The sequence below is a fragment of the Sphingobacterium sp. UBA7249 genome (assembly GCF_002472835.1).
In the GTDB taxonomy this organism is placed as follows: Bacteria; Bacteroidota; Bacteroidia; order Sphingobacteriales; family Sphingobacteriaceae; genus Sphingobacterium; species Sphingobacterium prati.
Genome location: NZ_DKST01000015.1, coordinates 605,700 through 628,979 on the forward strand (window position 1 = coordinate 605,700; position 23,280 = coordinate 628,979).

21 protein-coding genes are annotated in these 23,280 nt (G+C 41.0%); 10 read left to right on the forward strand and 11 right to left on the reverse strand.

Features of this window, described 5'->3' with window-relative positions; all coding sequences use genetic code 11:
• The first annotated feature begins 9 nt into the window (after nt 1–9).
• The 3 genes from hutI to hutG are packed head-to-tail and all read left to right on the forward strand — an operon-like array spanning nt 10 to nt 4,267.
• The gene (gene hutI / locus B4A24_RS13305; RefSeq protein ID WP_293945576.1) at nt 10–1,263 is read left to right on the forward strand and encodes an imidazolonepropionase; all 1,254 of its coding nucleotides are present in this window, start codon (nt 10–12) and stop codon (nt 1,261–1,263) included.
• Nucleotides 1,260–3,278 (forward strand): urocanate hydratase, encoded by a 2,019-nt coding sequence (locus tag B4A24_RS13310; protein ID WP_293945577.1) that lies wholly within the window; start codon nt 1,260–1,262, stop codon nt 3,276–3,278. Before hutI ends, B4A24_RS13310 begins: the two co-directional genes overlap by 4 nt.
• Nucleotides 3,278–4,267, forward strand: a complete 990-nt coding sequence (hutG, locus tag B4A24_RS13315; RefSeq protein ID WP_293945578.1) for a formimidoylglutamase — start codon at nt 3,278–3,280, stop codon at nt 4,265–4,267. Before B4A24_RS13310 ends, hutG begins: the two co-directional genes overlap by 1 nt.
• 110 nt (nt 4,268–4,377) lie before the next feature.
• On the opposite strand, the gene B4A24_RS13320 is transcribed toward hutG, so the two are convergent.
• Nucleotides 4,378–4,659 (reverse strand): GNAT family N-acetyltransferase, encoded by a 282-nt coding sequence (locus B4A24_RS13320; protein WP_293945579.1) that lies wholly within the window; start codon nt 4,657–4,659, stop codon nt 4,378–4,380.
• Nucleotides 4,660–4,883: 224 nt separating this feature from the next.
• Here B4A24_RS13320 and B4A24_RS13325 point away from each other — a divergent pair, with 224 nt between their 5' ends.
• Entirely contained in the window at nt 4,884–6,329 is a 1,446-nt protein-coding gene (locus tag B4A24_RS13325) for an exonuclease domain-containing protein (RefSeq protein ID WP_293945580.1), read from the forward strand.
• A gap of 923 nt (nt 6,330–7,252) precedes the next feature.
• Here the strand turns inward: B4A24_RS13325 and B4A24_RS13330 are convergent.
• On the reverse strand, nt 7,253–7,957 hold the full coding sequence (locus B4A24_RS13330; protein WP_172394939.1) for a TIGR00730 family Rossman fold protein: 705 nt from the start codon (nt 7,955–7,957) through the stop codon (nt 7,253–7,255).
• A 118-nt stretch (nt 7,958–8,075) separates the two neighbouring features.
• On the opposite strand from B4A24_RS13330, the gene recR reads away from it, so the two are divergent.
• Complete coding sequence (recR, locus tag B4A24_RS13335) at nt 8,076–8,690, forward strand: recombination mediator RecR (RefSeq protein ID WP_293945581.1); 615 nt, start codon at nt 8,076–8,078, stop codon at nt 8,688–8,690.
• Here recR and B4A24_RS13340 read toward each other — a convergent pair.
• Genes B4A24_RS13340 through B4A24_RS13350 form a run of 3 tightly spaced genes read right to left on the reverse strand, consistent with a single transcriptional unit; the run spans nt 8,687 to nt 10,905 of the window.
• A complete protein-coding gene (locus B4A24_RS13340; protein ID WP_293945582.1) occupies nt 8,687–9,862 on the reverse strand; it encodes an oxygenase MpaB family protein in 1,176 nt (391 codons plus the stop codon). The genes recR and B4A24_RS13340 overlap by 4 nt on opposite strands.
• A 56-nt stretch (nt 9,863–9,918) precedes the next feature.
• Complete coding sequence (locus B4A24_RS13345; protein WP_293945583.1) at nt 9,919–10,281, reverse strand: hypothetical protein; 363 nt, start codon at nt 10,279–10,281, stop codon at nt 9,919–9,921.
• Between the two features lie 3 nt (nt 10,282–10,284).
• Nucleotides 10,285–10,905: a hypothetical protein gene (locus tag B4A24_RS13350; protein ID WP_293945584.1), complete on the reverse strand. Its 621-nt coding sequence runs from the start codon at nt 10,903–10,905 to the stop codon at nt 10,285–10,287.
• Nucleotides 10,906–11,126: 221 nt separating this feature from the next.
• Between B4A24_RS13350 and B4A24_RS13355 the strand changes: the two genes are divergently transcribed.
• Both B4A24_RS13355 and B4A24_RS13360 read left to right on the forward strand, forming a co-directional pair.
• Entirely contained in the window at nt 11,127–11,978 is an 852-nt protein-coding gene (locus B4A24_RS13355) for a helix-turn-helix domain-containing protein (protein WP_293945585.1), read from the forward strand.
• A 75-nt stretch (nt 11,979–12,053) separates the two neighbouring features.
• Complete coding sequence (locus B4A24_RS13360) at nt 12,054–13,316, forward strand: amidohydrolase (protein WP_293945586.1); 1,263 nt, start codon at nt 12,054–12,056, stop codon at nt 13,314–13,316.
• 89 nt (nt 13,317–13,405) lie between these two features.
• Here B4A24_RS13360 and B4A24_RS13365 read toward each other — a convergent pair whose 3' ends face one another.
• Complete coding sequence (locus B4A24_RS13365; protein ID WP_293945587.1) at nt 13,406–14,002, reverse strand: hypothetical protein; 597 nt, start codon at nt 14,000–14,002, stop codon at nt 13,406–13,408.
• Between the two features lie 928 nt (nt 14,003–14,930).
• Between B4A24_RS13365 and B4A24_RS13370 the strand changes: the two genes are divergently transcribed.
• A complete protein-coding gene (locus tag B4A24_RS13370; RefSeq protein ID WP_293945588.1) occupies nt 14,931–16,025 on the forward strand; it encodes a slipin family protein in 1,095 nt (364 codons plus the stop codon).
• Nucleotides 16,026–16,140: 115 nt separating this feature from the next.
• Entirely contained in the window at nt 16,141–17,562 is a 1,422-nt protein-coding gene (locus B4A24_RS13375; protein ID WP_293945589.1) for an RtcB family protein, read from the forward strand.
• A gap of 159 nt (nt 17,563–17,721) precedes the next feature.
• Here B4A24_RS13375 and B4A24_RS13380 read toward each other — a convergent pair whose 3' ends face one another.
• The 4 genes from B4A24_RS13380 to B4A24_RS13395 form a co-directional block, all read right to left on the reverse strand.
• On the reverse strand, nt 17,722–19,008 hold the full coding sequence (locus tag B4A24_RS13380; RefSeq protein ID WP_293945590.1) for a chloride channel protein: 1,287 nt from the start codon (nt 19,006–19,008) through the stop codon (nt 17,722–17,724).
• Nucleotides 19,009–19,179: 171 nt separating this feature from the next.
• Nucleotides 19,180–19,638 (reverse strand): GyrI-like domain-containing protein, encoded by a 459-nt coding sequence (locus B4A24_RS13385; RefSeq protein ID WP_293945591.1) that lies wholly within the window; start codon nt 19,636–19,638, stop codon nt 19,180–19,182.
• Nucleotides 19,639–19,735: 97 nt separating this feature from the next.
• A complete protein-coding gene (locus B4A24_RS13390; RefSeq protein WP_293945592.1) occupies nt 19,736–20,197 on the reverse strand; it encodes a DUF6265 family protein in 462 nt (153 codons plus the stop codon).
• 43 nt (nt 20,198–20,240) lie between these two features.
• Nucleotides 20,241–20,798 carry a DUF4256 domain-containing protein gene (locus B4A24_RS13395; protein WP_293945593.1) on the reverse strand — a complete coding sequence of 186 codons (558 nt, stop codon included), beginning with the start codon at nt 20,796–20,798 and terminating at the stop codon, nt 20,241–20,243.
• Between the two features lie 133 nt (nt 20,799–20,931).
• On the opposite strand from B4A24_RS13395, the gene B4A24_RS13400 reads away from it, so the two are divergent.
• Complete coding sequence (locus B4A24_RS13400) at nt 20,932–21,816, forward strand: DUF808 domain-containing protein (RefSeq protein ID WP_293945594.1); 885 nt, start codon at nt 20,932–20,934, stop codon at nt 21,814–21,816.
• 78 nt (nt 21,817–21,894) lie between these two features.
• Here B4A24_RS13400 and B4A24_RS13405 read toward each other — a convergent pair whose 3' ends face one another.
• Nucleotides 21,895–23,277 carry a WG repeat-containing protein gene (locus B4A24_RS13405; RefSeq protein ID WP_293945595.1) on the reverse strand — a complete coding sequence of 461 codons (1,383 nt, stop codon included), beginning with the start codon at nt 23,275–23,277 and terminating at the stop codon, nt 21,895–21,897.
• Between the last annotated feature and the right edge of the window lie 3 nt (nt 23,278–23,280).

Sequence of the window (23,280 nt, forward strand, 5' to 3'; positions counted from 1 at the left end):
CACATGAAAATGGAAAAGGATTTAAAACTGATAGGCCCGTTCAGTCAATTGTTGACAATGGACAATATTCCGTTGAAGGGTGCCGTAAGGGATGCGAAACTGCAGGTTATCGAACAAGCAGGAATTTTGATCGGGGGTGAGTTTGTTCAAGAGGTTGGTGACTTTGATTTTCTATACCAAAAATGGCAAGATAAAGCAGTTCTTGTTCGTCTTGAAGGTGATCAGGTTGCACTACCTGGTTTTGTTGACTGCCATACCCATATCTGTTATGCGGGGCAGCGGGCAAATGATTTCGCACTTCGAAATGGCGGTTCTTCTTATCTTGAAATTGCGGAAGCTGGTGGTGGAATTTGGAGCACTGTCACCCATACAAGGGCTTGCACGGAGGAGGATCTGAAACAGCTTACTGTCGATCGTGCGTTGTTTTTATTGGCGCAAGGGGTTACAACAATCGAAGTTAAAAGCGGTTATGGTCTTGAGGTTAAAGAAGAACTTAAAATTCTACGTGCGATAAAGAAAGCAAATGAACTTACTGCGGCGGACTTGGTTCCAACCTGCCTGGCAGCCCATATGCTGCCAAGGGACTATAAAGGGGCCGCAAAAGATTACCTTGATTTGATGGAAACAGCGCTTTTCCCGGAGTTGAAAGCACAGCAATTGTCCAATCGAGTGGATGCTTTTATTGAAAAGACAGCATTCGATGCGGAAACGATCAGACCATATTTGCAACGGGCCAAAGAAATGGGCTTTGATCTGACGATTCACGCGGATCAGTTCAGTACTTCAGGAAGCCAGATCGCCGTGGAATTAGGGGCGCGATCGGCCGATCATATGGAGGCGTCCACAGCGGTTGAAATCGAGCTTTTAGCGCAGTCTGATACTGTTGCTGTAGCATTGCCTGCCGCATCAATTGGCATTGGTTGTGCTTTCACTCCAGCACGAAAACTGCTGGATGCTGGCGCATGCCTGGCCATTGCGAGCGACTGGAACCCGGGCTCTGCACCAATGGGCCAATTGCTGACCAGCGCCTGCATATTGGCTACGATGGAAAAACTAAGCAATGCGGAAGTTTTAGCAGCATTGACTTTTCGCGCCGCACAGGCCTTGAATCTGCGAGATCGAGGCAAGTTGAGTAAGGGAATGCGTGCGGATTTTGTTTTATTCCAGACCGATAATTATCAAGATATCACTTATTACCAAGGAAGCATGCAGCCTTCGGCTGTATGGAAAAATGGCAAAGAAGTATTTTCAAAGGAACGATGATAGAGAATATATTTAGTCGTGTAGTTGCAGAGGGTATTCCCTCCCAGCTACCACCTAAAATAGAACGTGACGCTACAGTAAGCCATGCACCGCGACGCAAGGACATTCTTTCGAAAAAGGAAGAAAAATTGGCCTTGAGGAATGCCCTTCGTTACTTTCCGAAATCATGGCATGCTGAACTGGCGCCAGAGTTTTTGGCAGAATTAAAGGAGTACGGCAGGATCTATATGTATCGTTTTAGACCTGACTATGCGATGCATGCGCGGCCAATAGATGCGTATCCTGCAAAAAGTAAACAGGCGGCGGCCATTATGCTGATGATCCAGAACAATTTGGACCCTGCAGTTGCTCAACATCCCCATGAACTGATTACCTATGGCGGCAATGGCGCTGTTTTTCAGAACTGGGCACAATATCGGCTTACAATGCATTATCTGTCCCAAATGACTGATGAGCAGACCCTACACATGTACAGTGGGCATCCCATGGGACTGTTCCCATCGTCAGAACATGCCCCGCGTGTCGTTGTTAGTAATGGGATGATGATACCCAATTACTCCAAGCCGGATGACTGGGAGCGTTATAATGCACTGGGTGTCACGCAGTATGGGCAGATGACAGCTGGTTCGTACATGTATATTGGTCCACAGGGAATCGTTCACGGGACCACTATTACTGTAATGAATGCCTTCCGTCGGCAGCTACCTCCCGGCGAATCAATTCAAGGAAAGGTATTTTTAACCTCGGGCTTGGGTGGAATGAGTGGCGCGCAACCTAAAGCAGGTAATATTGCGGGCTGTATAACTGTATGTGCCGAGGTTAATCCTGCAGCTGCTAAAAAACGATACGAGCAAGGTTGGGTAGATGTCTTGATTGAAGATATTGCCCAATTGGTGGAACAGGTTCGGACAGCAATGCTTCAAAAGCAGGCTGTATCATTTGCCTATATTGGTAATATCGTTGAGGTATGGGAAGTATTTGACCGCGAGAATATTTATGTAACAGTTGGATCGGATCAGACTTCGCTCCATAATCCTTGGTCCGGCGGATATTATCCGATGGGATTATCCTTTGCCGAATCCAATGCGTTGATGGCCGCTGATCCGGATACATTTAAATATTATGTGCAAGCAACCTTAGTTCGTCATGTAGATGCGATTAATAAACATGTAGCTAAAGGGACATATTTCTTTGACTATGGAAATGCATTCTTGTTGGAAAGTAGACGCGCCGGAGCGGCAATACTGAACAGAGAGGAGGACGGATTTCGCTATCCTTCTTATGTTCAGGATATTTTGGGACCAATGTGCTTTGATTATGGTTTTGGACCATTCCGTTGGGTCTGTGTCTCCGGTGAGGCCAATGATCTGGAAAAGACAGATCAGCTTGCGATGGATGTATTGACCTCCCTTCAGGCCATTGCTCCAAAGGAGATCCAGCAACAAATGTTGGATAATATCCAATGGATCAAGGAGGCGGGTAAGAATAATTTGGTTGTCGGGTCACAGGCACGTATTCTGTATGCGGATTCCAACGGACGCATCGCGATTGCCAAAGCATTTAACGAAGCTGTCCGAAAAGGACACTTGGCGGGCCCAGTCGTTTTGGGGCGCGACCATCACGACGTCAGCGGGACGGATTCGCCTTATCGGGAGACAAGCAATATCTACGACGGTAGCCAGTTTACAGCTGATATGGCTATCCATAATGTAATAGGTGATAGTTTTCGAGGTGCAACTTGGGTATCTATCCATAATGGCGGCGGTGTTGGATGGGGTGAAGTCATTAACGGTGGGTTTGGGATGCTGCTTGACGGTTCGGCTGCTGCTGACGTTAAATTGGAGAAAATGTTGTATTTTGATGTAAATAATGGTATTGCAAGGCGTGCATGGGCTCGTAATAAGGAGGCTAATCAAGCCTTGGATAATGCAATGGCGAGCAATAGCACGCTGTTGGTTACCCGTGCGCAACTGGTAGACGATGATATTATCGATGAATTGTTTAATGAAGACTGATGAATCCCTTACTTAATCACAAAGACTTATATGCCCGTGGAGACAAGACCGTATGGAAGGGGCGGGTTGATGGCGAAGAAAGAGACTGGATGCGTTGGCATCAGTTGATGGACTGTATAGACTTGTCCGCTGACACCAATTTGAGTCAATCGTTGGTTTTTTTGGGATTTTGTAGTGATGAAGGTGTTGGTAGGAATCAGGGACGGGTAGGTGCAAAGGATGGACCAGGCGCAATAAGGAATGTACTTGCAAATTTACCAGCTCATTTTTCATCTGAACTTAAACTTAAGGATGCTGGTGATATTCTGTTAGTAGATAATGATTTGGAGTCTTCGCAATCTGCTCTTGGAAATGCGGTGTCGTCCATTCTTAAAGGCGGGGGATTTCCCATTGTTTTGGGCGGGGGACATGAGGTAACCTATGGTCATTATCTTGGGGTCAAGCGTTTTTTGAGCGATAGGAAATACCAGATCGGGATTATTAACATCGATGCACATCTGGATATGCGCGAAATTTCTGCAGGACAGGGAAATTCAGGAACTGGATTTTTTCAGATCGAAAAAGACCTCAGCAACCTAGGTCAATCATTTCACTATTTGGCCATTGGTATACAGGAAATCAGCAATACGAAAGGTCTTATTGCTTATGCAAAATCCAAGCATACGCAGATTATTGAACGGAAGGATTTAGTCGCGGACAGACTTGCTGTGCTTCGCAGACAGATACGCGACTTTGCCAGTCAGGTGAACTATGTATACCTGACCATTGATCTGGATGCATTTGCAGCGCCTTATGCACCGGGTGTAAGTGCACTAGCCTTTAATGGTATAGTTCCTGATGAATTATTTTTCGATTTGTACAGTACTATCATCGAACTGCCTAATTTGAGGTCGATGGACATTGCTGAGTTAAACCCTTATTTTGATATCGATTCCCGCACTGCTAAATTCGCAGCAGATCTTATTTTTAAGTTTTTAGAGAGGTTTTAGTCTATTGTATCCACGGATAGGTCTCAGTGAAATGGAGCTTGTCTAAATAATAAAAGCAGGTTAGCTCTTTCAATGATAGATTAACCTGCTTTTTATGTTTTCTCTTTGGGCTAAAAAAGCACATCGGCTAATTCCGCCTCTTTGTCAAAGACAGATTTTGCATAAGGACATAGGGGAAGAATTTTGAGATGTTCTTTTCGGGCAAAAGCAACTGCAGCCATTAACATTTGCCTACCTAAACCTTTACCTGTATAGTTTTCACTAACTTCAGTATGGTCAATGATAAACTTTGTCGGGCCAGCCCAGGTATACGTCATTTGTGCGACTGACTTTTCTTGATCCATTACTTCAAAACTGCCATGTTTTTCGTTGGTTTTATGTATTACTTCCATTGATGATAATTTGATGTGTTATATAAAAGTAGATACAAAATAGACAAAATCTAGTCAATAGCTTTCCTGTACTGTTGATCCTGTCGAATATTGCTAAAAATTGACGGAACAAGGGACTAGGTTAAACAGGGCCTCTTTGACTCCACATTACTTCCTTTTATGGATAAAATTACAAAAAGTACAAATATACTAAAAATGTTAGTATATTTGTACTAGGAATGATTATGAATCGAAGCAAAAAACAAGAGTTTGCCATTGTGGATATTGAGACCACGGGCGGGAATGCGAAATCCAGTCGCATCACCGAAATTGCAATTGTTATACATGACGGCAATCGGGTGCTGCATCGTTGGGAGACTTTAGTAAATCCAGGTATGGAAATTCCAAATTCTATTTTTGCGCTGACTGGTATTGATAATGACATGGTAAAAGATGCGCCAATGTTTGAGGATGTTGCCTCAGACATTCACGCTTTATTGAAAGATCGGGTTTTCGTTGCACACAATGTCAATTTTGATTATTCCTTTATTCGTTTTCAACTTCAAGAAGTCGGAATAGAATGGTCTTCAATTAAATTGTGTACGGTGCGTTATGCCCGTAAGATCAAGCCCGGGTTATTATCTTATAGTTTGGGCCGTTTGTGTGATTATCTGGATATACCCATTGAAAATCGGCATCGTGCAGGCGGTGACGCGGATGCGACAGCCATCCTTTTTGCGTACCTTCGTGCACTGGATACAACGCAGGTATTTCAGGAAATGATCAAACATAAGGCTATTGAACAGCGCTTTCCGCCGCATTTAAATCTTAAAGAATTTGAGCAGCTCCCGGACACTCCTGGAGTGTACTATTTTCACGATAGAAATGGAAAAGTAATCTATGTTGGAAAAGCAGTCAATATCAAGAAAAGGGTATCGTCGCATTTTACAGGCAATAATATTCAAGCACAACGGCAAAACTTTTTAAAAGAGATATATCATGTTAGTTGCGAATGCTGTGGAACCGAGCTGATGTCCCTGCTGTTGGAATGCGCCGAAATTAAACGGCTTTGGCCTAAATACAATCGGGCGCTCAAACGTTACGAGCCAAAATTTGCCTTATTTTGTTATGAGGACCAAAATGGTTACCTCCATTTGGCAATTGGTAAAATGAACCGCGTCCAGGATTGTATTCAGTTATTTCAGCGGGAATATGATGCTATTCAGTTGTTGCAATCCTTTATGAAAGAAGCTGAAATTAACGCCCAGTTTTGTCATTTTGGCACTGCCAGTTTGGCAATTAAATCCACAGGTTGGGCTGAGTTGCCTGATCGTGAACTGCATAATACTAGGGTCGAACGTTGTATTGATGAGTGGTCAAAACAAAGATCCTCTTATGTATTTATAGATAAGGGTAGAAGTGTGGAAGAAAAGAGTTGTATTGTCATTGAAAATGGTCGATTTTATGGCATGGGATATATTGATCAATATAGTCAATATACAAGTTTTGACGATATCAGAACACAAGTTAAAGCATATCCAAGCAATTATTATATGTTAGAACTCGTGCGACAGATGGCCGAAAAACATCCAAATAAGGTGCATTTTATGAATGATTTCAGAGGGCTCATTGCTGCAGAGCAGCCTGAAAGCAACTATGACAAAATTACTTCTGACAGACTCTTTTATTAACGTAAAGAGTAGTAATAATTTACGAGACTGGCTTCTAGCGATCGGCTCCGTCATATTAATCTCAGTTATTTGTTAAAAAAATGTGAAATAGGAGCAGATGCTTTTTTTTGGTCTAATAGTTGAAATATTCCTCGTGTAGAATAATAAAAAGACTTTTCATAATTTAGGTTAATAATTGGTTAGTTAAGACCTGGGGCTCCCAACCTCAGGTCTTCTTTTTGGATGGAGCTCTGATCTATTATAGCTTTGGTAGAAAGATAGCTCGTAGTTAAGGCTGAGCCTATAATATCTATTAAAAAATAATATTTTTATTGAATAGTAATAATAGTTTGTATGTCAGATTGTTATGATTTGTCCCCCTTTTGTCCCCCCCTGGTTTTTTTCTCTATAGGGTTAATTTACCTTATTTTAGATCATGCATACTGTAATAGCGGAATTAGTCAACAAAGATGGGGCGTTTTCTAAAAGTAGCTACGGTATATCTTATCCATATCTTTATATATTAAAAAGGGCTTAGGCCCTTTTTTTAGAGCGTATTTACAACGATAGGTGAGAAAATGTTTACTATTCGTTTTGAAAACCTTAGCGCTAAATCTTCGTCCAAAGGACTCTCAAAAATCTTTCCCTGTTGTACTATTTATTTATCAAAATGCTATTACTAAAGCCAGGTATATCTGATTTTAATTTTAAAATCAGATATATAGAATTATCGGATTTTACTTTGAGTCTTCTTCCAGTTGGAGTCTCGCCGAGATCCGGCTATGGTCTGAATTTGCCGCGAAGTAGCAGATAAAGCGTGTGGGTATAGTTGCAAGGATCTAGATTAATGTCTGATTTGAACAAACAGAGATTTTTACTATACAAAAAAAGGAGCACCCAATTTCGGGGACACTCCTTTTTGCATGGATGCCGTATGCTAATTATTAGAAGTTTGGTTTCAACAAATATTTATCATAGAAACGGAAAATATGGTCTGCTGCCTCTTCAGCGGTATCGACGATACGGTAAAGCTTCAGATCTTCTTCACTGATATACTTATTAGACAGCATTGTGTTTTGTATCCAATCCATTAAGCCCTTCCAATACTCTGTCCCGACTAATACAATGGGGAAGCGAGCAATTTTGCCTGTTTGGATTAAGGTAATTGCTTCAAAGAGCTCGTCCATTGTTCCGAATCCGCCAGGCATAACGATATAACCTTGTGAATATTTCATGAACATTACCTTTCGCACAAAAAAGTATTTGAACTCAAGCAATTTATCCCGATCTATATATTTGTTGTGGAATTGTTCAAATGGCAATTCAATATTCAAGCCTACGGATTTTCCGCCGGATTCATAGGCACCTTTATTTGCTGCTTCCATAACTCCGGGGCCACCTCCAGATATGATACCATAGCCACGTTCAGTTAACAGTGCGGCGATATCCACAGCCATTTGGTAATATTTGTGTTCCCGTGGAGTACGTGCCGAACCAAATATGGATACACAGGGGCCAATTTTAGCCAACTTTTCAAATCCATCCACAAATTCTGACATAACTTTAAAAATCTGCCATGAATCTTTAACCTTAATTTCCTGCCATGTTTTGTTCTCAAAAGCGCGGATAATTTTATCTTCTTTTGTAATGTCCATATATAACGTTATACATTTAATTTCTAAAACCCATTTTTTTTTCAAAAAGGAATACAATATAGCTATTTTTTTAATACTAGCTACTTTTTGCGATTATTCTTACATTTGCATTATGAATTTTTCTTCTAAACTTCTTGAGAACGCGGTTGCGGAATTTGGTAAATTACCGGGTGTGGGACAAAAGACAGCGCTAAGGCTTGTCTTGCATTTATTGAAGCAATCCGATCCTGAAGTGGCCCGTTTTACTGCCTCTATTGACCGATTGAAGGAAGATATTCAGTATTGCCAGGAGTGCTTTAATATTTCGGACCATACGACCTGTGAAATATGCAGTTCTTTCAAGCGGGACAAAAGCTTAATTTGTGTCGTGGAGGATACACGTGATGTCATGGCCATTGAAAATACAAATTCTTATCAGGGCGTTTATCATGTGCTGGGCGGACTGATTTCGCCCATGGATGGTATCGGTCCGGCCGATCTTAAAATTGAATCTTTACTCAATCGTATTCAACGTGGTGGTGTAGAGGAGGTTATTCTGGCGTTGTCAGCAACGATGGAGGGGGATACAACGATCTTTTATCTGTACCGGAAGTTGCGTGAATTTGATATTAAGATTACGACAATCGCACGTGGTATTGCATTTGGAGGTGAGCTGGAATATGTCGATGAGCTCACATTAGGCAGATCAATTGCCACGAGAGTACCCTACGAACGAAATGTAGGTTAGTTGTACGTCAAATAGATCTGTTTGACTCCCTCATGAACTTTTCGGCCTTTTCGTATCTGTTGCTGCCTTATTTTATCGTTTTGAATTTGGCTGTTTACCTTTTTGTTTTTGAGGATGTTGAAGTAGGCAATTTTGCCGATAGTCGTTTTTTCCAGCCCCAATAGCGCACAGGAATATGCTCCTAAAAGATAGTTGTTATAATACAGATGAACTTCCCGCATGAGTTTTCTGCCAAACTTGTTTCTTGGATATGCTGCGTTTATCGGTTCTTCCATTAGAGCCTGAGCGAGTGCGACGCTATCCTTATCGCCTTCTTTTTGGGTCATTGTCCAATAGTACAGCGATTTTATGGCCTCCTCCTCCGAATTCGGAAGGAGAGCCAATGGAATGCCCAATAAAGTTCCCACATATCTCCAAAGATGAAATATGCCGTCAATTTCAGTTTTTAACAAATTGAATTTCATTTGTTTGAGACCAATTAAATAAACTAATGAAAAACCTAGATTTGTTGCTAGCATATCCCAGGTGTTTAAAGGAATGCCCCATTTATCAGAATTCCAATCACCATGTTTCAATATATTCGATCGGGCAAATGAATGGATGCATCTGGTCAATAGAATGGCCTCCATACCGATACCGCCTTTTTTCAATGCATCATGAGCTGTAATATCAACCCAAAATGTGACGGTTTCCGTTAAACGTTTTACTGCACCTTTTTTCAGTGCTCCCGTAAAAATTAGGGGTTTATTGATCGCACTCGATTCGTAGCCGCCCATGAGACAGTAATCCCGTAATACAATAAGTCCGGTTAGTCCAGAACGTTGACTAAGTTCGATTCCCTGTTGTATTTTTTGCCAATCGAGCCACTCGGGCTCCAAGATTAGTGTATCCATAAATTCCGAAATCAGCCCATAGTAAGGAGCTTCAACCGCTTTACCACCAAGATAATCCCGGATCAATTGTTGTCCCTTGGCGAAACCAATTTTCAGATGTAAATGCTCTACCAACTGATCACAGGCCTGATCATACTGGTAGAGCAGCGGTATAAATTGCGCTGCATGAGTCAAGTCTGGAGCGGTCGGCAATTTAGCCAATAAGCTAGCACCAATACCCTTTGTCCAATAAAAGTGAAAAGAGGTTGTGTTAATTTTATAGCGCTCAGGGATTATCATTTTGATAGAATAAGAATGAATTCAGCTGATTTTATAAAGATGGTGAGATAAGTTTCTTATTGGATTATCCATAAAATATAAGATCCTGTTATATTGATTGTTTTACCTTCTTTTGTGAATCTGAAATCGATGTAATCCGTCTGACAGGAAGCAATGTCACTACAACAGAATTGTCGGGAAATTTTGAAATGAACACGAAATGAGCCTTTTGAGACAGTTGGATCAAATATAATGTTACTGACGCTAAAATCGATCAGGGTCGGAGCCCCATCTTTATCTTCAAGCTGACTAACGACATGATCGTCGATCCGATGCCATTGTTCAGGACTTAATAGTTTCGAAAACTGAACAGGATCATCAATCAGTGAGTCAAAATTGCCGTCTACTGCGACTGTTAATTGTATTGCGGTTTCTGCCATGTTTTAGTATACATTAAGCTCCCTCCAATTAGGAATGTACAAGTTATAAATAGCTTCGGATTCTTTCTTGTTTTTTTTGGAAAATTTACAAAATGCCGCTAAAACAATCAGATTCAAGTGTCCCTTATCAAGATCAATCAATCGGGAAGAAAAACTGATCTCATTGCCTTCGATTTTATAATCCGCACTTAACCGCTTGCTTAGGCGGATAGCCGTGATCCTATAGTTATCCAGTTGCTCTTCCCAATAGGATACTATTTTGATCAATTCATTGTATAAAAGATCCATACTCCATTCTTTGAGTAACTTTAATGAGTCTACATTCTTTCGTTGATAAATGCAGATGCTACTTGATTTAAGTTCAATGGTAGCAGGGGATACCGTCGAAAAAATCTTAACAAGGTAAGGAGTTCTGAACAGGTAATAAGGAGTTTCAAGATAAGAATATGACTGATCTTCTTCCTGATTTACTGGCGGATTGAGCTTGATATATTGTTTCAAAGAGGCAATATCGTAATAGGGCGGAGCATAGATACGATAGGGAGATTTTGTTCCTTGGATCTGGATATAATCTCTGTTCCAACTGACGATTTCATAAAAATTATGATCAATTTCGATCTGCATATAAAATAAAAATTTTTAAAAATATTTGAAAATCAATATGTTGAATTTTGTGTTAAGCTGTCTTTCTTAGCTTGGTATAACCTTGATTTTCTGTAAGCCGAAATCAAAGTAACTATATTTTTGCATTAAACACATTAATTAGGAGAAAATTCATTCAAGCGCTACAATGAAATGTCCCTTTTTTGTTTTCCAGGATTTATGATTTATCTTTGAAACTGTTTATGCATCATCCCACTGACCATTTCCCGATATTAAATCTGCAGAAATTCTACGATGGAATAATGTCCGATCGAGATTTACTTTTTCATGAATTGACTGGAAGTCGGGAGATTGAAGAGCCTCACAAGCACGATTTTTTTATTTTACTGCTATTCGAAAAAGGGACAGGTACGCATACTGTTGACTTTGAAACTTTTAGTTTAGGCGAGCACCAATTGCATCTGGTATTTCCCGGACAAGTACACCAGTGGTCAATGACAGACCCTACACAAGGATTGCAATTGATGATCAGTAGGTCATGGTTTGAAAGTCTTTTACCTGCTTTACGCTTTCCCGTGTCGTATTATCTACGGCATTTGGTGATCGCGTTATCCAGACCAAGTTATCAGGCATTGGAGCAGGAGTTTCGAGCCATATCAGCTGACTTGAAAGAAAAAGAAATTCTTTGGGAACTGATTTATGCTAGAGTCAAAGTAATAGCATTACTGATCAGCAAATTTGTCGCGGACAATTTTAACGATTATGACCAGTATCAGGCTAACCCGATCATTGCGAAATTTGTACAATTGATTGATAGTTGGTATAAGACTGAACGATCTGTGGCTTTTTATGCGGATAAATTGAATATTTCTGCCAATTATCTGAATGTGCTGACCAACAGAATTTTTCAGATATCGGCTTCGTCTTTGATTCAGGAGCGGATATTGCTGGAGGCCAAGAGATTGCTTAAAATATCGAATAAATCCGTTAAGGATATTGTTTTTGACTTGGGTTTTTATGACAATGCTAGTTTTAGCAAGTTTTTTAAAAGCCATACGGATATGACGCCTAGTCAGTTTAAGTCACAGCCATAATATTTACAAATGATGTGATAATATCTACAAAGCAGAAAGTTGCAAATAGTCTAGCTTTGAAAAAAAGATAATGTCATGAACGAACTATTTCAGCGCAACGAGCAATATACTCTGGAAAATGTACGGTTGGAAACAGGTTTCCTTTATAGAGAGGGACAAGTTATTGGAACGGATACAGCGCTTTTTTCCATAACGATAGCCGATGGAAAAATAAAGGAAATTAGGCCGGATCAAACCGGCGATGGAACCGGTCCATTCAATGCCAAGGGAAAGCTGGCTTTACCAAGCTTTAAGGATATGCACATCCATTTGGATAAAACACTATATGGTCTTCCCTGGAAGGCTGTATTTCCTAAAAACAGGACGGTGAAAGATATGATCGCCCGTGAGCAGGAAATCATACCTGAACTACTCAAAACGTCAGTGGAAAGAGCGGAGAAATTAATTATGCTGTTGCAGGGTTATGGAACTCATTTTGCGAGGACACATTTTAATGTTGACCCAACCTCTGGGACTAAATCATTGGAACATCTGCTAAGGGCGCTGGAACATGTGAAAGCGTCTTTTGGTGCAGAATTAGTTGCCTTCCCGCAACATGGATTGTATTACACCGATTCAACTGGACTGATGCGTGAAATTGCCGCTTGGGACAAGGTTGATTTTATAGGCGGTTTAGATCCTTATAGTATAGACGGAAGTATCGAGAAACCGATGGACTTTACTGTTCAGTTAGCCTTGGATAACAAAAAAGGCATTGATATTCACTTGCATGAGGGTGGAGAGTCAGGTGCTAAAACCATTCATTATTTAATAGACAAAGCGCTTGAGAATCCAGAGTTACAGGGGCGTACATTTATCAGTCATGCTTTTGCATTAGGCTATATGTCACCGAAGGATCTGCAATATACCGCCGAACGTTTGGCTGCAGCCAAAATCGGCATCGCCAGTTCGGTTCCTTTTCGGAATATGCTCATGCCATTACCGCAATTACGCAAGGCAGGAGTGGAGGTGCTTACGGGAAATGATAATGTACAGGATCATTGGGGTACTTTCGGCAGTGGAAATATGCTGCAAAAAGCGAATCTTGCTGCACAGTTATATGGCTTTGAAACAGAATTTGACCTATCCCGTTGTCTGCGTTATGCTACAAATGGGAAATTACCTTTAGATGATAAAGGCGATAGGACATGGCCCAATGTAGGTGATGAGGCAAGTTTCCTACTGGTGGATGCAAGCTGCTCCGCTGAAGCAGTATCAAGAATCTCCGGGGTAGACGGACTATTGCATAAGGGCAATATCGTAAAATGGCATAATTCGACACCCATTCAACCCGCTTAAACAACCCCATTTTATAGTACTGTAGCCACTTTTTATCGTCAAAAATAGAAAGTGGCTTTTTAAGTCAAATCAACTGTTTTATAATGCTATTATTGTACAAAGGTTGTCTTGCAATAATCAATTTTATAGTTATTCTTTTCGACAACCAGTTGTACTTCGTTTTGCGTCTTAATATCATCACTATAATCTATAAATACACTGTATTTATTTGTGCCTAACTTTTTGATAAGGACGCTATTGATCCTTAAGGCATCATCATTGCCTCGGCCAAATAACCACGTTTCTTGTGTATAAAGGGGATAAATCTTTTCCCATTTGGTTTTGTATCGTGCTTCTGCTATGGGTAATTCAGCATCTGTCAGGTTAGAAGGACCATAGATTTCATTGGTATCGTGTAGGAATTCCATAAAACGTGCCGTACAGATAGTCTCTTCCTTGTCTAAATAATAGCAATACTTCCCGGGTTTTCTGCCTTCGCAGTGAAAAATGGTTTCCAGCCATTCTTTGGCCGGATCTGCAACTGCTTTTGACGCGACCTGATCATTGTTTTTTGTGCTGTCAGGTAGCAGTACCTTGGTTTCGTTTTTACGGATTTCCCTCGCCGGATTATTTGTCTTGTCCGAACTCAGACAGCCTGTGTTGACAAGCGATATAGCCAATATAACTGAAAATATTTTTACACTCATTTTAGGATGAATTGATATTGTTTATGCAGATGTAAAATTAGTGTATATATCAGAAGTTGTTATCATGGATTTCAGTGATATTTATCGTCATTGAAGACCGTCATGCTCCAATTACGCTTTGGTTTCTTCTTGTCTACGCATTCTAATTGCGCATTACAACATATTTTTTCTTGTGTGTAGTCTCTTTTTAAATTTTTTACAACTTATTATCAGTGTGTTGTGTTTTTGTTTATTGTTTTTTGTAGAATTAATATTACTGCGCAGATCGCTTGCGCTTTAGTCCTGCGATCTTTGTCATGTCAGCGATGATAAACGTTCTTTGATGAAAATAATAGCAAAATGCTTTTAAGATATGTGCTTCTCTGTTAGGGAAGTACGAAAATACTCTCAGGCTTTGATTTGCATCCCGGTTTCTTGTTTCTGTATAGCAGGATAGTGTTGTTCCCAGCGGGGATTCAATATACTGATAAGATGACAAGCATGAGAGAAGGTTGTCAGGGATGAAGGTTCGAATCCTTCCCTCGAAAGGGGTAGCTCAAGGGTAGAGCATGGCATTTGTTTGTATCGTGTGGGTTCGAATCCCACTTCTATTTTCGGATGGAATAGCATAAGGGTATTGCACAGAATTTAGGTTCTGGATTTGAAAGTTAACCTTCTTTAAAAAGGTCAGTTAATTAAAGCTTGCTATAGTTTGTCTGGTCCGGGAGAGTGCATTGTTTCTCTTCGGGACAGTTGATGAAGGGCCTGTGATCGGGAACATCTCATACAGAGCCAATACAGGAAGAGTCAGATAGTAGCTAGCGGTGCTAGCTGTCTTGAAGTTTCTAAATGTAAAGATCTGTATGGGCTCTTTTTGATTCCGCCTTGCATCGATGGACAAATAATAGCAGGTTTTTTCATTAGATAATAGTATAAAACAACAGATAGTATGAAAAGAGTACAAGTAAATGTCAATGAAATTGGATTGGTGGTTAAGAATAACCAAGTCATCCGTGTATTGGAAACCGGTAAATACTGGTTGGGTTTCGGCGAAAAACTGGAGCTATACAATAGGGCACATTCATTTCCGTCCAACCACAACATTGATGTGCTCTTGCTACTGGAGGGTTTTCGTGAACTGGTTGACATTGTCGAAGTGGAGGATACCGCCATTGCGCTGGTTTTCTTAAACAATAATTTTGAGAAGACATTGGCGGCGGGTAGACATGTATTCTGGAAAGGTCTGCAGTTGCGTAAATTTCAATTGGAGGATATTTCGGAAATCGAAATACCGGCTTCTGTCAACCGTCAATTGTTTGAAAAGCAAACATTGGCTTGCTATATCCGTCAATATAAAGTGGAACCAAATGAGAAGGGCTTACTTTTTGTTGATGGCGTGTTCGCAGAAATTTTGAATCCGGGAACATATTGTTGGTGGAAGAATGCGAAAACAATCGCAGTTTCCAAAGCGGATATGCGTGTATTGACCTTGGATGTGGTCGGACAAGAGATTCTATCGCGGGACAAAGCACAGATACGGGTCAATTTCACTTTGCAATATCAAATCGTGGATATCGTCAAAGCGTTGTTGGATCATAAAGAATACGAGAAGCAATTGTATGCGGTAATGCAGTTAAATCTGCGTACCTATATCGGGCAAATGACTTTGGACGAACTGATGGAGAAGAAGACCGAGATCAGCAGCTATATTCTGGAAAATACCACTCATTATATCGCCGGATTGGGGTTACACTTATTAACTTGCGGTGTTAAAGACATTATTCTTCCCGGAGATGTCCGTGATATTATGAATCAAGTGCTGATCGCGGAAAAACGGGCACAGGCAAATATTATTATGCGGCGTGAAGAAACCGCTTCCACAAGAAGTTTGCTCAACACGGCGAAACTTATGGAGGAGAACAACATGTTGTTTAAATTGAAAGAAATGGAATATGTAGAAAAAATAGCCGAAAAGATCAATAGCATATCTGTTTCAGGAAATGGACAGATTGTCGATCAGTTAAAGCAATTGTTTGTCAAATAACGAGCATAGAAAGGAAATAAAATTGGAAAAAAGAGGTGCAGGTGGCAATTGTAAAGAGGTTATTGCCACCTGTTTGGAATCCGATTGATTCCCCTCAATAACAAAAAAATAAAAAATGGAAAATAAAAGAATCAACGGCAATGACCTGATTGCATTGGGATATAAAGAAAATCATACGTTGGGTGCTGCGTTGAAGATCAACAGCAAGCGACATGGTTTGACAAAAACAGAAATGTTGGACAAATTTAAGGCTGTGCTGGAAAATCCATCTGCATATGTGGAAGATACAGTGTTCGATATATTGGCACATGCCATATTAGGCCAGGATGCAGTAGATGCCTCCCTGATTGCCCTAAATGAGAATCCTATGGAATACACTATCTATGGAGAGTCTGAAATAGAAGCGGGAGCCAAAGAGCAGATGAAAGTGGCGATGAAGCTTCCTGTTACCATTGCCGGTGCATTAATGCCGGACGCCCATCAAGGTTATGGCCTGCCGATCGGCGGTGTGCTGGCCACCAATAATGCGGTAATCCCGTATGGCGTAGGTGTTGATATTGGTTGTCGAATGGCTTTGTCCATATTTGATTTGCCGGCATCCCTTTTAGAAACTCATACCGATACATTAAAGGAAATTATCCTGAAACATACGCGATTTGGCGCCGGTAATGGGTATCTGAAGCACGAACGCGTGGAGCATGCAGTGTTGGAAAACACCTTGTTTTCGGAGAATAATCTGCTTGCATCGTTAAAAGATAAAGCATGGACGCAGTTAGGTTCTTCAGGAGGCGGTAACCACTTTGTGGAATTTGGAATGGTGGAATTCAATGAAAAGGATGAAGTACTGGATATTGAGAAAGGAGTTTACCTAGGCTTGCTGACACATTCCGGATCACGAGGATTGGGGGCCACCGTGGCTGCTCACTATACCAAATTGGCTAAGTCTTTATGTAAGCTGCCTTATCAAGCGCAGCATCTTGCTTATCTGGACTTAGATACAATGGAAGGACAGGAGTATTGGTTGGCAATGAATTTGGCGGGTGATTACGCTTCTGCCTGTCACGAAGTTATCCATGAAAAGATAAAAACTGCTTTGGGCGCCGAGCTGCTGGCGAAAATTGAAAACCATCATAATTTTGCTTGGAAAGAACGCTGGAATGACCAAGAGGTTGTAGTACATCGAAAAGGCGCTACTCCTGCGGCCAAAGGAGTCATGGGGATTATTCCCGGTTCCATGGCGACTCCGGGGTTTTTGGTTCGCGGAAAGGGTGAGATGGCGGCGATCCAATCGGCCTCCCATGGCGCGGGGCGTTTGATGAGTCGTACGCAGGCGATCAAAACGCTTTCGTCCGTTGACCTGAAAAATATGCTGACTGATCAGGGGATTACCTTATTGGGAGCGGGAATGGATGAATCGCCGATGGCATACAAAGACATCCATACTGTCATGGCATCCCAAGAGGAATTGGTCGATATTGTAGCGAAGTTCTCGCCTAAGATTGTTCGTATGGCGGATGATGGTAGCCGTGAAGACTGACATGGATTTACTAAAAAGCAGTTTCATTAATGAATGGAACTGCTTTTTATGGTTTGTTTACATGTTGAGACCCCGTGCATTTACCAATACATTTTGGTCTGTTAAATTGAGCTTATGAATCGCCCTGTTTTGATGCGCCTTAGATAAGCAATTGAGCTATTAACTATGGGCAACCTCTTTATACGTATATACATTATAAGGGTAGATCTTTTTGGCAAGCAGTTTAGCGACAAGGCTGGCCATCAACAAGGGAGCAAACAGTATATAGCCTGAAGGAACGATACTTGCAACAATAAAAATCGCTGTAAACGGAGCATGGATAGCTGCCGAAAGCATAGCTGCTGCACCGAATAAGGCGAAGTTGATGACAATAAGATGTGTACCGAGATAATGATTGCAAAATTGAGCAAAAAATACTCCAAGGAGTGCTCCTGTAACGATACTTGGAGCGAAAACGCCACCATCGCCGCCTGCCCCCAAGGTTAGCGCTGCTGCCAATGGTTTTAACAGCACTAATAAAAGCAATGGAAGAAAGTATAGCAAATTCACCGATCCATGTAAACTGTTTTCCAGGATTTCCCCAAGACCATGATAACTGTCACCATAGAGGGCAGGTAAGAAAAAAATTAGAGCACCCACGGAGATGGCTCCCAAATTGACTCGAATAAAGTTATTCTTTATTCCAGCAAAGAACGACTTTGCATAGATCACAATTTTAGTAAAATAAAGCGCCAACAAACCGGCTGTTAATCCTAGAATGACAATAAAAGGGACCGCTTGCCATTGCCATTGCTTTGCTGTGTAGTTAAACAATGGGGCTGCATCTGTATAATGAACGAACAACGAAGCGACAAGCATCGAACTGATACCGCTTATCACCAATGTTTTGTTATATTTTCTAGCGATAACTTCAAAGGCGAATAATAGGCCTCCCAATGCGCTGCCAAACAATAAGGTTACTCCAGCGATAACGCCCGCGCAGATCAATTCTGTCTTGTAGGCCCAAGCAGGGTGAAGGTGTTTATAGGCTTGATTGCCGACAGTAGCTGTTGCTACCACAGTAGAGACTTCAATCCCGGTTGAACCCCCAAAAATAACAGTCAAAAAGCCATTAATATAATGGGATGGTATTTTAAAAAAAGGTAAATGATCTTTCCGTGTCTCGAGTGTCGTGTAAATCTCTTTGATCCCTTTGTTTTTTCTGTTGCGAAAAGCATATTTCCGGAGGAAGTATATCGCGGTGATGCCAAGGCTTGGTAATATGATAAATAATTTCGGATCCCATTCCAAAACGCTTTCGGCTATTTTTTCCTGGATATATCCCGTGATGTGTTTGAGACTATAAGCCAACAGACAGCAGATGAAGCTGACAAAAACTGAGCTTGCAATTAATTTAAGGTAGCTATATCGAACAATTTTCTTTCGATGTGTCATGGTGCCCGGCATATTATTTTGTTTTAAATCGGCACAAAGGTAAAAGATATTTTGGCTAAAATAAAAGCAAGTCTAATCCGACATACCTATTGTTACATTAGCTAGCCGAGCCGGTATATGTTGCCAGGGGTATAGCAGACTTAGCTGTTATTCCCCTGACGGATATTATTAGCGTATCTATGCTTATTGGAGAGCGATGAAAATATCAACTTTAGCCTGCTCCGGGTTTTGCGCTTTTTCTCCGTAAACTTCAAAATCGGCTGAAAATGCGCGCGGAAGATCCGCTTCCCAAATGTTAAGCCATGCGTCATAAACAATGCCCGCTTCCAGATTTCCCTCAACTTCGACATGGTGGTAGACATTTTCCTCAATGCGTATACCGTCCATGTCATCCGGGACATCATCGAGGTGGGCAACCTTGCAGCCCAGCAAAGTGGTGTAGGGTAGTGTATGATCCTTTTCATACTCCGTATAAACACAATAGAGTGCATTGGAGACTTTGTTTGGAATCCGGTTCATGATATTATTTTCAAAAAATCGAGCCCATAGTTCCGGAATATCTTTGGCAGCCTGACTGTCCTGATTGCTTGTGCGTATCGCAATTCCAATAATATTAAAAGAAGGAATAGATCTATTTTTCATGCGTTTTATCTTTTCTCCAAAAATAGATCTGCCAACTGACAACTGTCTGTCATGAGGAATCACTGAAATAAAAAATTATTGTTCCCGAAGCTTTAAGTCAATGTGACTCATGTATTACTTTATGTACATCAAAAGCGTGCCCTTGTCCGGATTTTCCCTCAACTGAGATGTGCAGACGATCGCCTTCAAGTCTGGTATAGCGTATGTGTTTGGGGAAATCGTGGGCGACATTGCTAAACGAATACGTGCTGTCCTGATAGCTTGATTCGAAATCTATTTCTTTTCCATTGTTTTGACCGATCACTAGGGCCGAATAGATGACTTTATTGCCCAGTTTTCTAATTTTCAGGTACTCACTGATTATTTTCTGACCATTTTTTATCGCATAGGACATGCCCTTTAATTCACTGTCGCTGACCCGGTCCCAGTGTTCGTAACTGTCTTTATTCACTACTTTCCAAGTGCCTTGGAGAAAGGTCGGAAAAGGGCTTTGTGCGGATACTGACTTGGACAAAACGATACAGAAAAGACTAAGCCATACGATTATTGATTTTTTCATTTTTAGCTTAAATTATGTTAAACGGGTTGTTCATTCGTGTTATTTAAAGGTGTAGTATAGCTCTAAATCCACGTGCAGCATAATAGGAGATTGCGCCATTGTGGTAGGTGAAAACATGATTATAGCGCCGGTCACAAAATAGAGCACCTCCGAGTTGGCGGATGTTGGCAGGGGTCTGTATCCAGCTTGATGTTTTCAGATCAAATTCTCCCAAAGTTTGCAGCTGTCGATATTGTTCTTCCGTCAGTAGTTCGACACCCATTTGTTTGGCTGTTTCAACTGCGCTGTCTGCAGGTTTATTTTCTTTTCGGGAATCGAGCGCGGCTTGATCAAAGCATAAAGCCCTTCTTCCTTTTGGGCTTTCAGCAGCGCAATCGACAAACAAATAGGCTCCGCTGACTGGATCAAGACCGATCACATCGGGTTCGCCTGCACTCTGCTCCATTCGCTGTAAACTCCAGGCCTTGGCCGGGTTTTCTTCGATTTTTCGCTGTATCGGTTCCCAAACCAGCTCTCGGTGCCTTTTCATATTAGTCTCAAATCTGGCCTTAAGCACATTTAATAATGCTGTTTGCTCCGTCGCTGAAAGTGATTTTTTCATATTTGGTATAATTTGTATCTAAAATACACAATTAAAATAGATCTGTTTATAGACGATTATGGCAATCCCGTTAAATTACTTAGTTGCGAATTGAATTAAATTTATATTTTTACGTTTAAATTTTAAATAGAATATGGCTTCAGGAATATTTGCAATCTTAGATGATATCGCAGCTTTAATGGATGATGTTGCCGTTGCTAGTAAGATCGCAACCAAGAAAACAGCAGGAATTTTGGGTGATGATTTGGCCGTGAATGCGGAAAAAGCAACAGGTTTTTTGGCATCTAGGGAATTACCTGTCCTATGGGCGATTACCAAAGGTTCACTCATTAATAAACTGATTATCGTACCCATAGCTTTGGTATTGAATGTCTTTTTTCCGATCGCTATCAAATACATTTTGATTTTGGGCGGATTCTATCTGGCCTTTGAAGGGGTTGAAAAGATTATCGAATACTTATTTCATCGGAAGCATCATGAAGGCGAAACAAAGACCGAAGAAGTTATCGAAGAGAATGATATGGAAGCTGAAAAATCCAAGATCAAGGCGGCAGTCACAACAGATTTTATCCTTTCTGTGGAGATTGTTATCATCGCCTTGGGAACAGTTTTGGATAAAAGTCTGACTTTGCAGATTATTACCGTTTGTGTAGTTGCTCTTCTTGCTACCGTGGGTGTGTATGGTATCGTTGCATTAATTGTTCGAATGGATGATGCGGGATATAAGTTGATCAAAAGCGCGAACGAAAAAGGACCATTGGCCAGCTTAGGCAAATTACTGGTGCTAGCCCTTCCCTTTATTATCAAATTGTTGGCGGTCGTGGGCACAATCGCCTTAATTTTGGTTTCGGGAGGTATTTTTACCCATTATATCGATTTCCTTCATCATGCCTTGCCTGATTTTCCGGGGATAGTCAAAGAACTTTTGTATGGACTTGGAGGCGGCATTATTGCAGTGCTACTTTTCACGGTTGGTAAGAAAATTTTTGGCAAAAAGAAGATTGCAAGCACGACATAATTACCAAAAAAATAATTCATAAAAATAAGGGCTAGTAACTGAATACTAGCCCTTATTTTTAGCAAAAATGTATGCGAATTAGATTTCTTCTGCGACGGCTTCCGCTGCAGCGTCCAATTCGACCTGTTCGCCTTTTGTATTGATTAAGATCACATCATCTGATCCTTCTTTTGTGACCGATGCTAAACCATCGCTGAAGGAAGTTGCGCCGCTGTAGATAAAAGGAATGGCAATTTTCCCCTGACCATTCAAATAACCGTACTTACCATCTTTACTCGAAAGGAAAAGATTCGGCTCTTCGGTTATTGAAATAAAATCATAGGCTGGCGTTAGGATCTTATTTGTTTTTATGTCAACCAGGCTGTATTTGTCATTTTCGACAGAAATGAAGTGTGTACCATTATTCTCGGAGATGAAGCTATAGCTTGCCGGTACAACGATTTTTCCGACCTGATTTAGGATTCCGTATTTTTCATTTTGCTGAAAAACGGCGTAACCACCATTGATAAATGAAATCATATCATAATTGGCCGGGATAAGAACCTTACCTGTTTTGTCCAATATGCCATATTTTTCATTTGTTCCAAAAAGAAATTGCTCCGAATGATCGTCATAGCTTAAATAATCGTATTGAAAAGGGATCACGGTTTTCCCCGTAAGATTGATTGCACCATATTTCTCATTTTTAAACTGGACAACGCTTACCTCACCGACAAATGGTGTAATGTAATGATACTGTGCTGGCACGACGATTTGTTGTGCATCATCCTGTAACCCCATAAGACCGGAAGTACTATCCTCAAATAAGTATAGGTTTTCCGCCATCTGATTGTTTTCTTCCTCCTGTTCATCGCCATAGATGGAATCTACCTGATCATAATCTTCTGGAACGATAAAATCGCTGTCATTCAGTTGGCTGTTCGCTACACTTTGTGCCACAATATCTACGCCCAGCGGTGTGGTTACCTGTAAAACGCCACCGGGAATCTTTTTGAAAATATCAAAACCCTCCCAATAGATAACAGGCAGTTTCTCACTATACCAGATGGATAAGGTGCTATTGCCCTCGATATCTTCCATATTGGGAAGTTCGATCTGTGCCAACTTGCAAGGGTAACCGGCAATATTTTTAGTTTGGCCCGGAACCAATTTGATCGAGAAGGAAGTTGCTTCATCTTCATGTACCGTGTATTTCGATAAGGAAGGATAGAGTATGGTTGACTTATCTTCATTCTTTTTAGCCAGAAAAATAGATTCCTGTCCATCCGCTGAGGAGACCACTTTTATCTTGTCATTACTGACATAAGCCTCATACAAGGAGACCGGAGCTTCCTGCTCGGTACCGCTGTTAGCGTTTGTAACCACAATGGCATAATCGATTTTAAACGCTTTATTGATCTGTGCGAGAGATACTGTGCTGGCAGCCATCAAAACTGCGAATGATAAGAATGTTTTTTTCATCAG

Bases quoted from the DNA above. Each gene is read 5' to 3' on its own strand.
- hutI (WP_293945576.1), top strand. From the start codon at position 10: ATGGAAAAGGATTTAAAACTGATAGGCCCGTTCAGTCAATTGTTGACA.
- B4A24_RS13310 (WP_293945577.1), top strand. From the start codon at position 1,260: ATGATAGAGAATATATTTAGTCGTGTAGTTGCAGAGGGTATTCCCTCC.
- hutG (WP_293945578.1), top strand. From the start codon at position 3,278: ATGAATCCCTTACTTAATCACAAAGACTTATATGCCCGTGGAGACAAG.
- B4A24_RS13320 (WP_293945579.1), bottom strand. From the start codon at position 4,659: ATGGAAGTAATACATAAAACCAACGAAAAACATGGCAGTTTTGAAGTA.
- B4A24_RS13325 (WP_293945580.1), top strand. From the start codon at position 4,884: ATGAATCGAAGCAAAAAACAAGAGTTTGCCATTGTGGATATTGAGACC.
- recR (WP_293945581.1), top strand. From the start codon at position 8,076: ATGAATTTTTCTTCTAAACTTCTTGAGAACGCGGTTGCGGAATTTGGT.
- B4A24_RS13340 (WP_293945582.1), bottom strand. From the start codon at position 9,862: ATGATAATCCCTGAGCGCTATAAAATTAACACAACCTCTTTTCACTTT.
- B4A24_RS13345 (WP_293945583.1), bottom strand. From the start codon at position 10,281: ATGGCAGAAACCGCAATACAATTAACAGTCGCAGTAGACGGCAATTTT.
- B4A24_RS13350 (WP_293945584.1), bottom strand. From the start codon at position 10,905: ATGCAGATCGAAATTGATCATAATTTTTATGAAATCGTCAGTTGGAAC.
- B4A24_RS13355 (WP_293945585.1), top strand. From the start codon at position 11,127: ATGCATCATCCCACTGACCATTTCCCGATATTAAATCTGCAGAAATTC.
- B4A24_RS13360 (WP_293945586.1), top strand. From the start codon at position 12,054: ATGAACGAACTATTTCAGCGCAACGAGCAATATACTCTGGAAAATGTA.
- B4A24_RS13365 (WP_293945587.1), bottom strand. From the start codon at position 14,002: ATGAGTGTAAAAATATTTTCAGTTATATTGGCTATATCGCTTGTCAAC.
- B4A24_RS13370 (WP_293945588.1), top strand. From the start codon at position 14,931: ATGAAAAGAGTACAAGTAAATGTCAATGAAATTGGATTGGTGGTTAAG.
- B4A24_RS13375 (WP_293945589.1), top strand. From the start codon at position 16,141: ATGGAAAATAAAAGAATCAACGGCAATGACCTGATTGCATTGGGATAT.
- B4A24_RS13380 (WP_293945590.1), bottom strand. From the start codon at position 19,008: ATGCCGGGCACCATGACACATCGAAAGAAAATTGTTCGATATAGCTAC.
- B4A24_RS13385 (WP_293945591.1), bottom strand. From the start codon at position 19,638: ATGAAAAATAGATCTATTCCTTCTTTTAATATTATTGGAATTGCGATA.
- B4A24_RS13390 (WP_293945592.1), bottom strand. From the start codon at position 20,197: ATGAAAAAATCAATAATCGTATGGCTTAGTCTTTTCTGTATCGTTTTG.
- B4A24_RS13395 (WP_293945593.1), bottom strand. From the start codon at position 20,798: ATGAAAAAATCACTTTCAGCGACGGAGCAAACAGCATTATTAAATGTG.
- B4A24_RS13400 (WP_293945594.1), top strand. From the start codon at position 20,932: ATGGCTTCAGGAATATTTGCAATCTTAGATGATATCGCAGCTTTAATG.
- B4A24_RS13405 (WP_293945595.1), bottom strand. From the start codon at position 23,277: ATGAAAAAAACATTCTTATCATTCGCAGTTTTGATGGCTGCCAGCACA.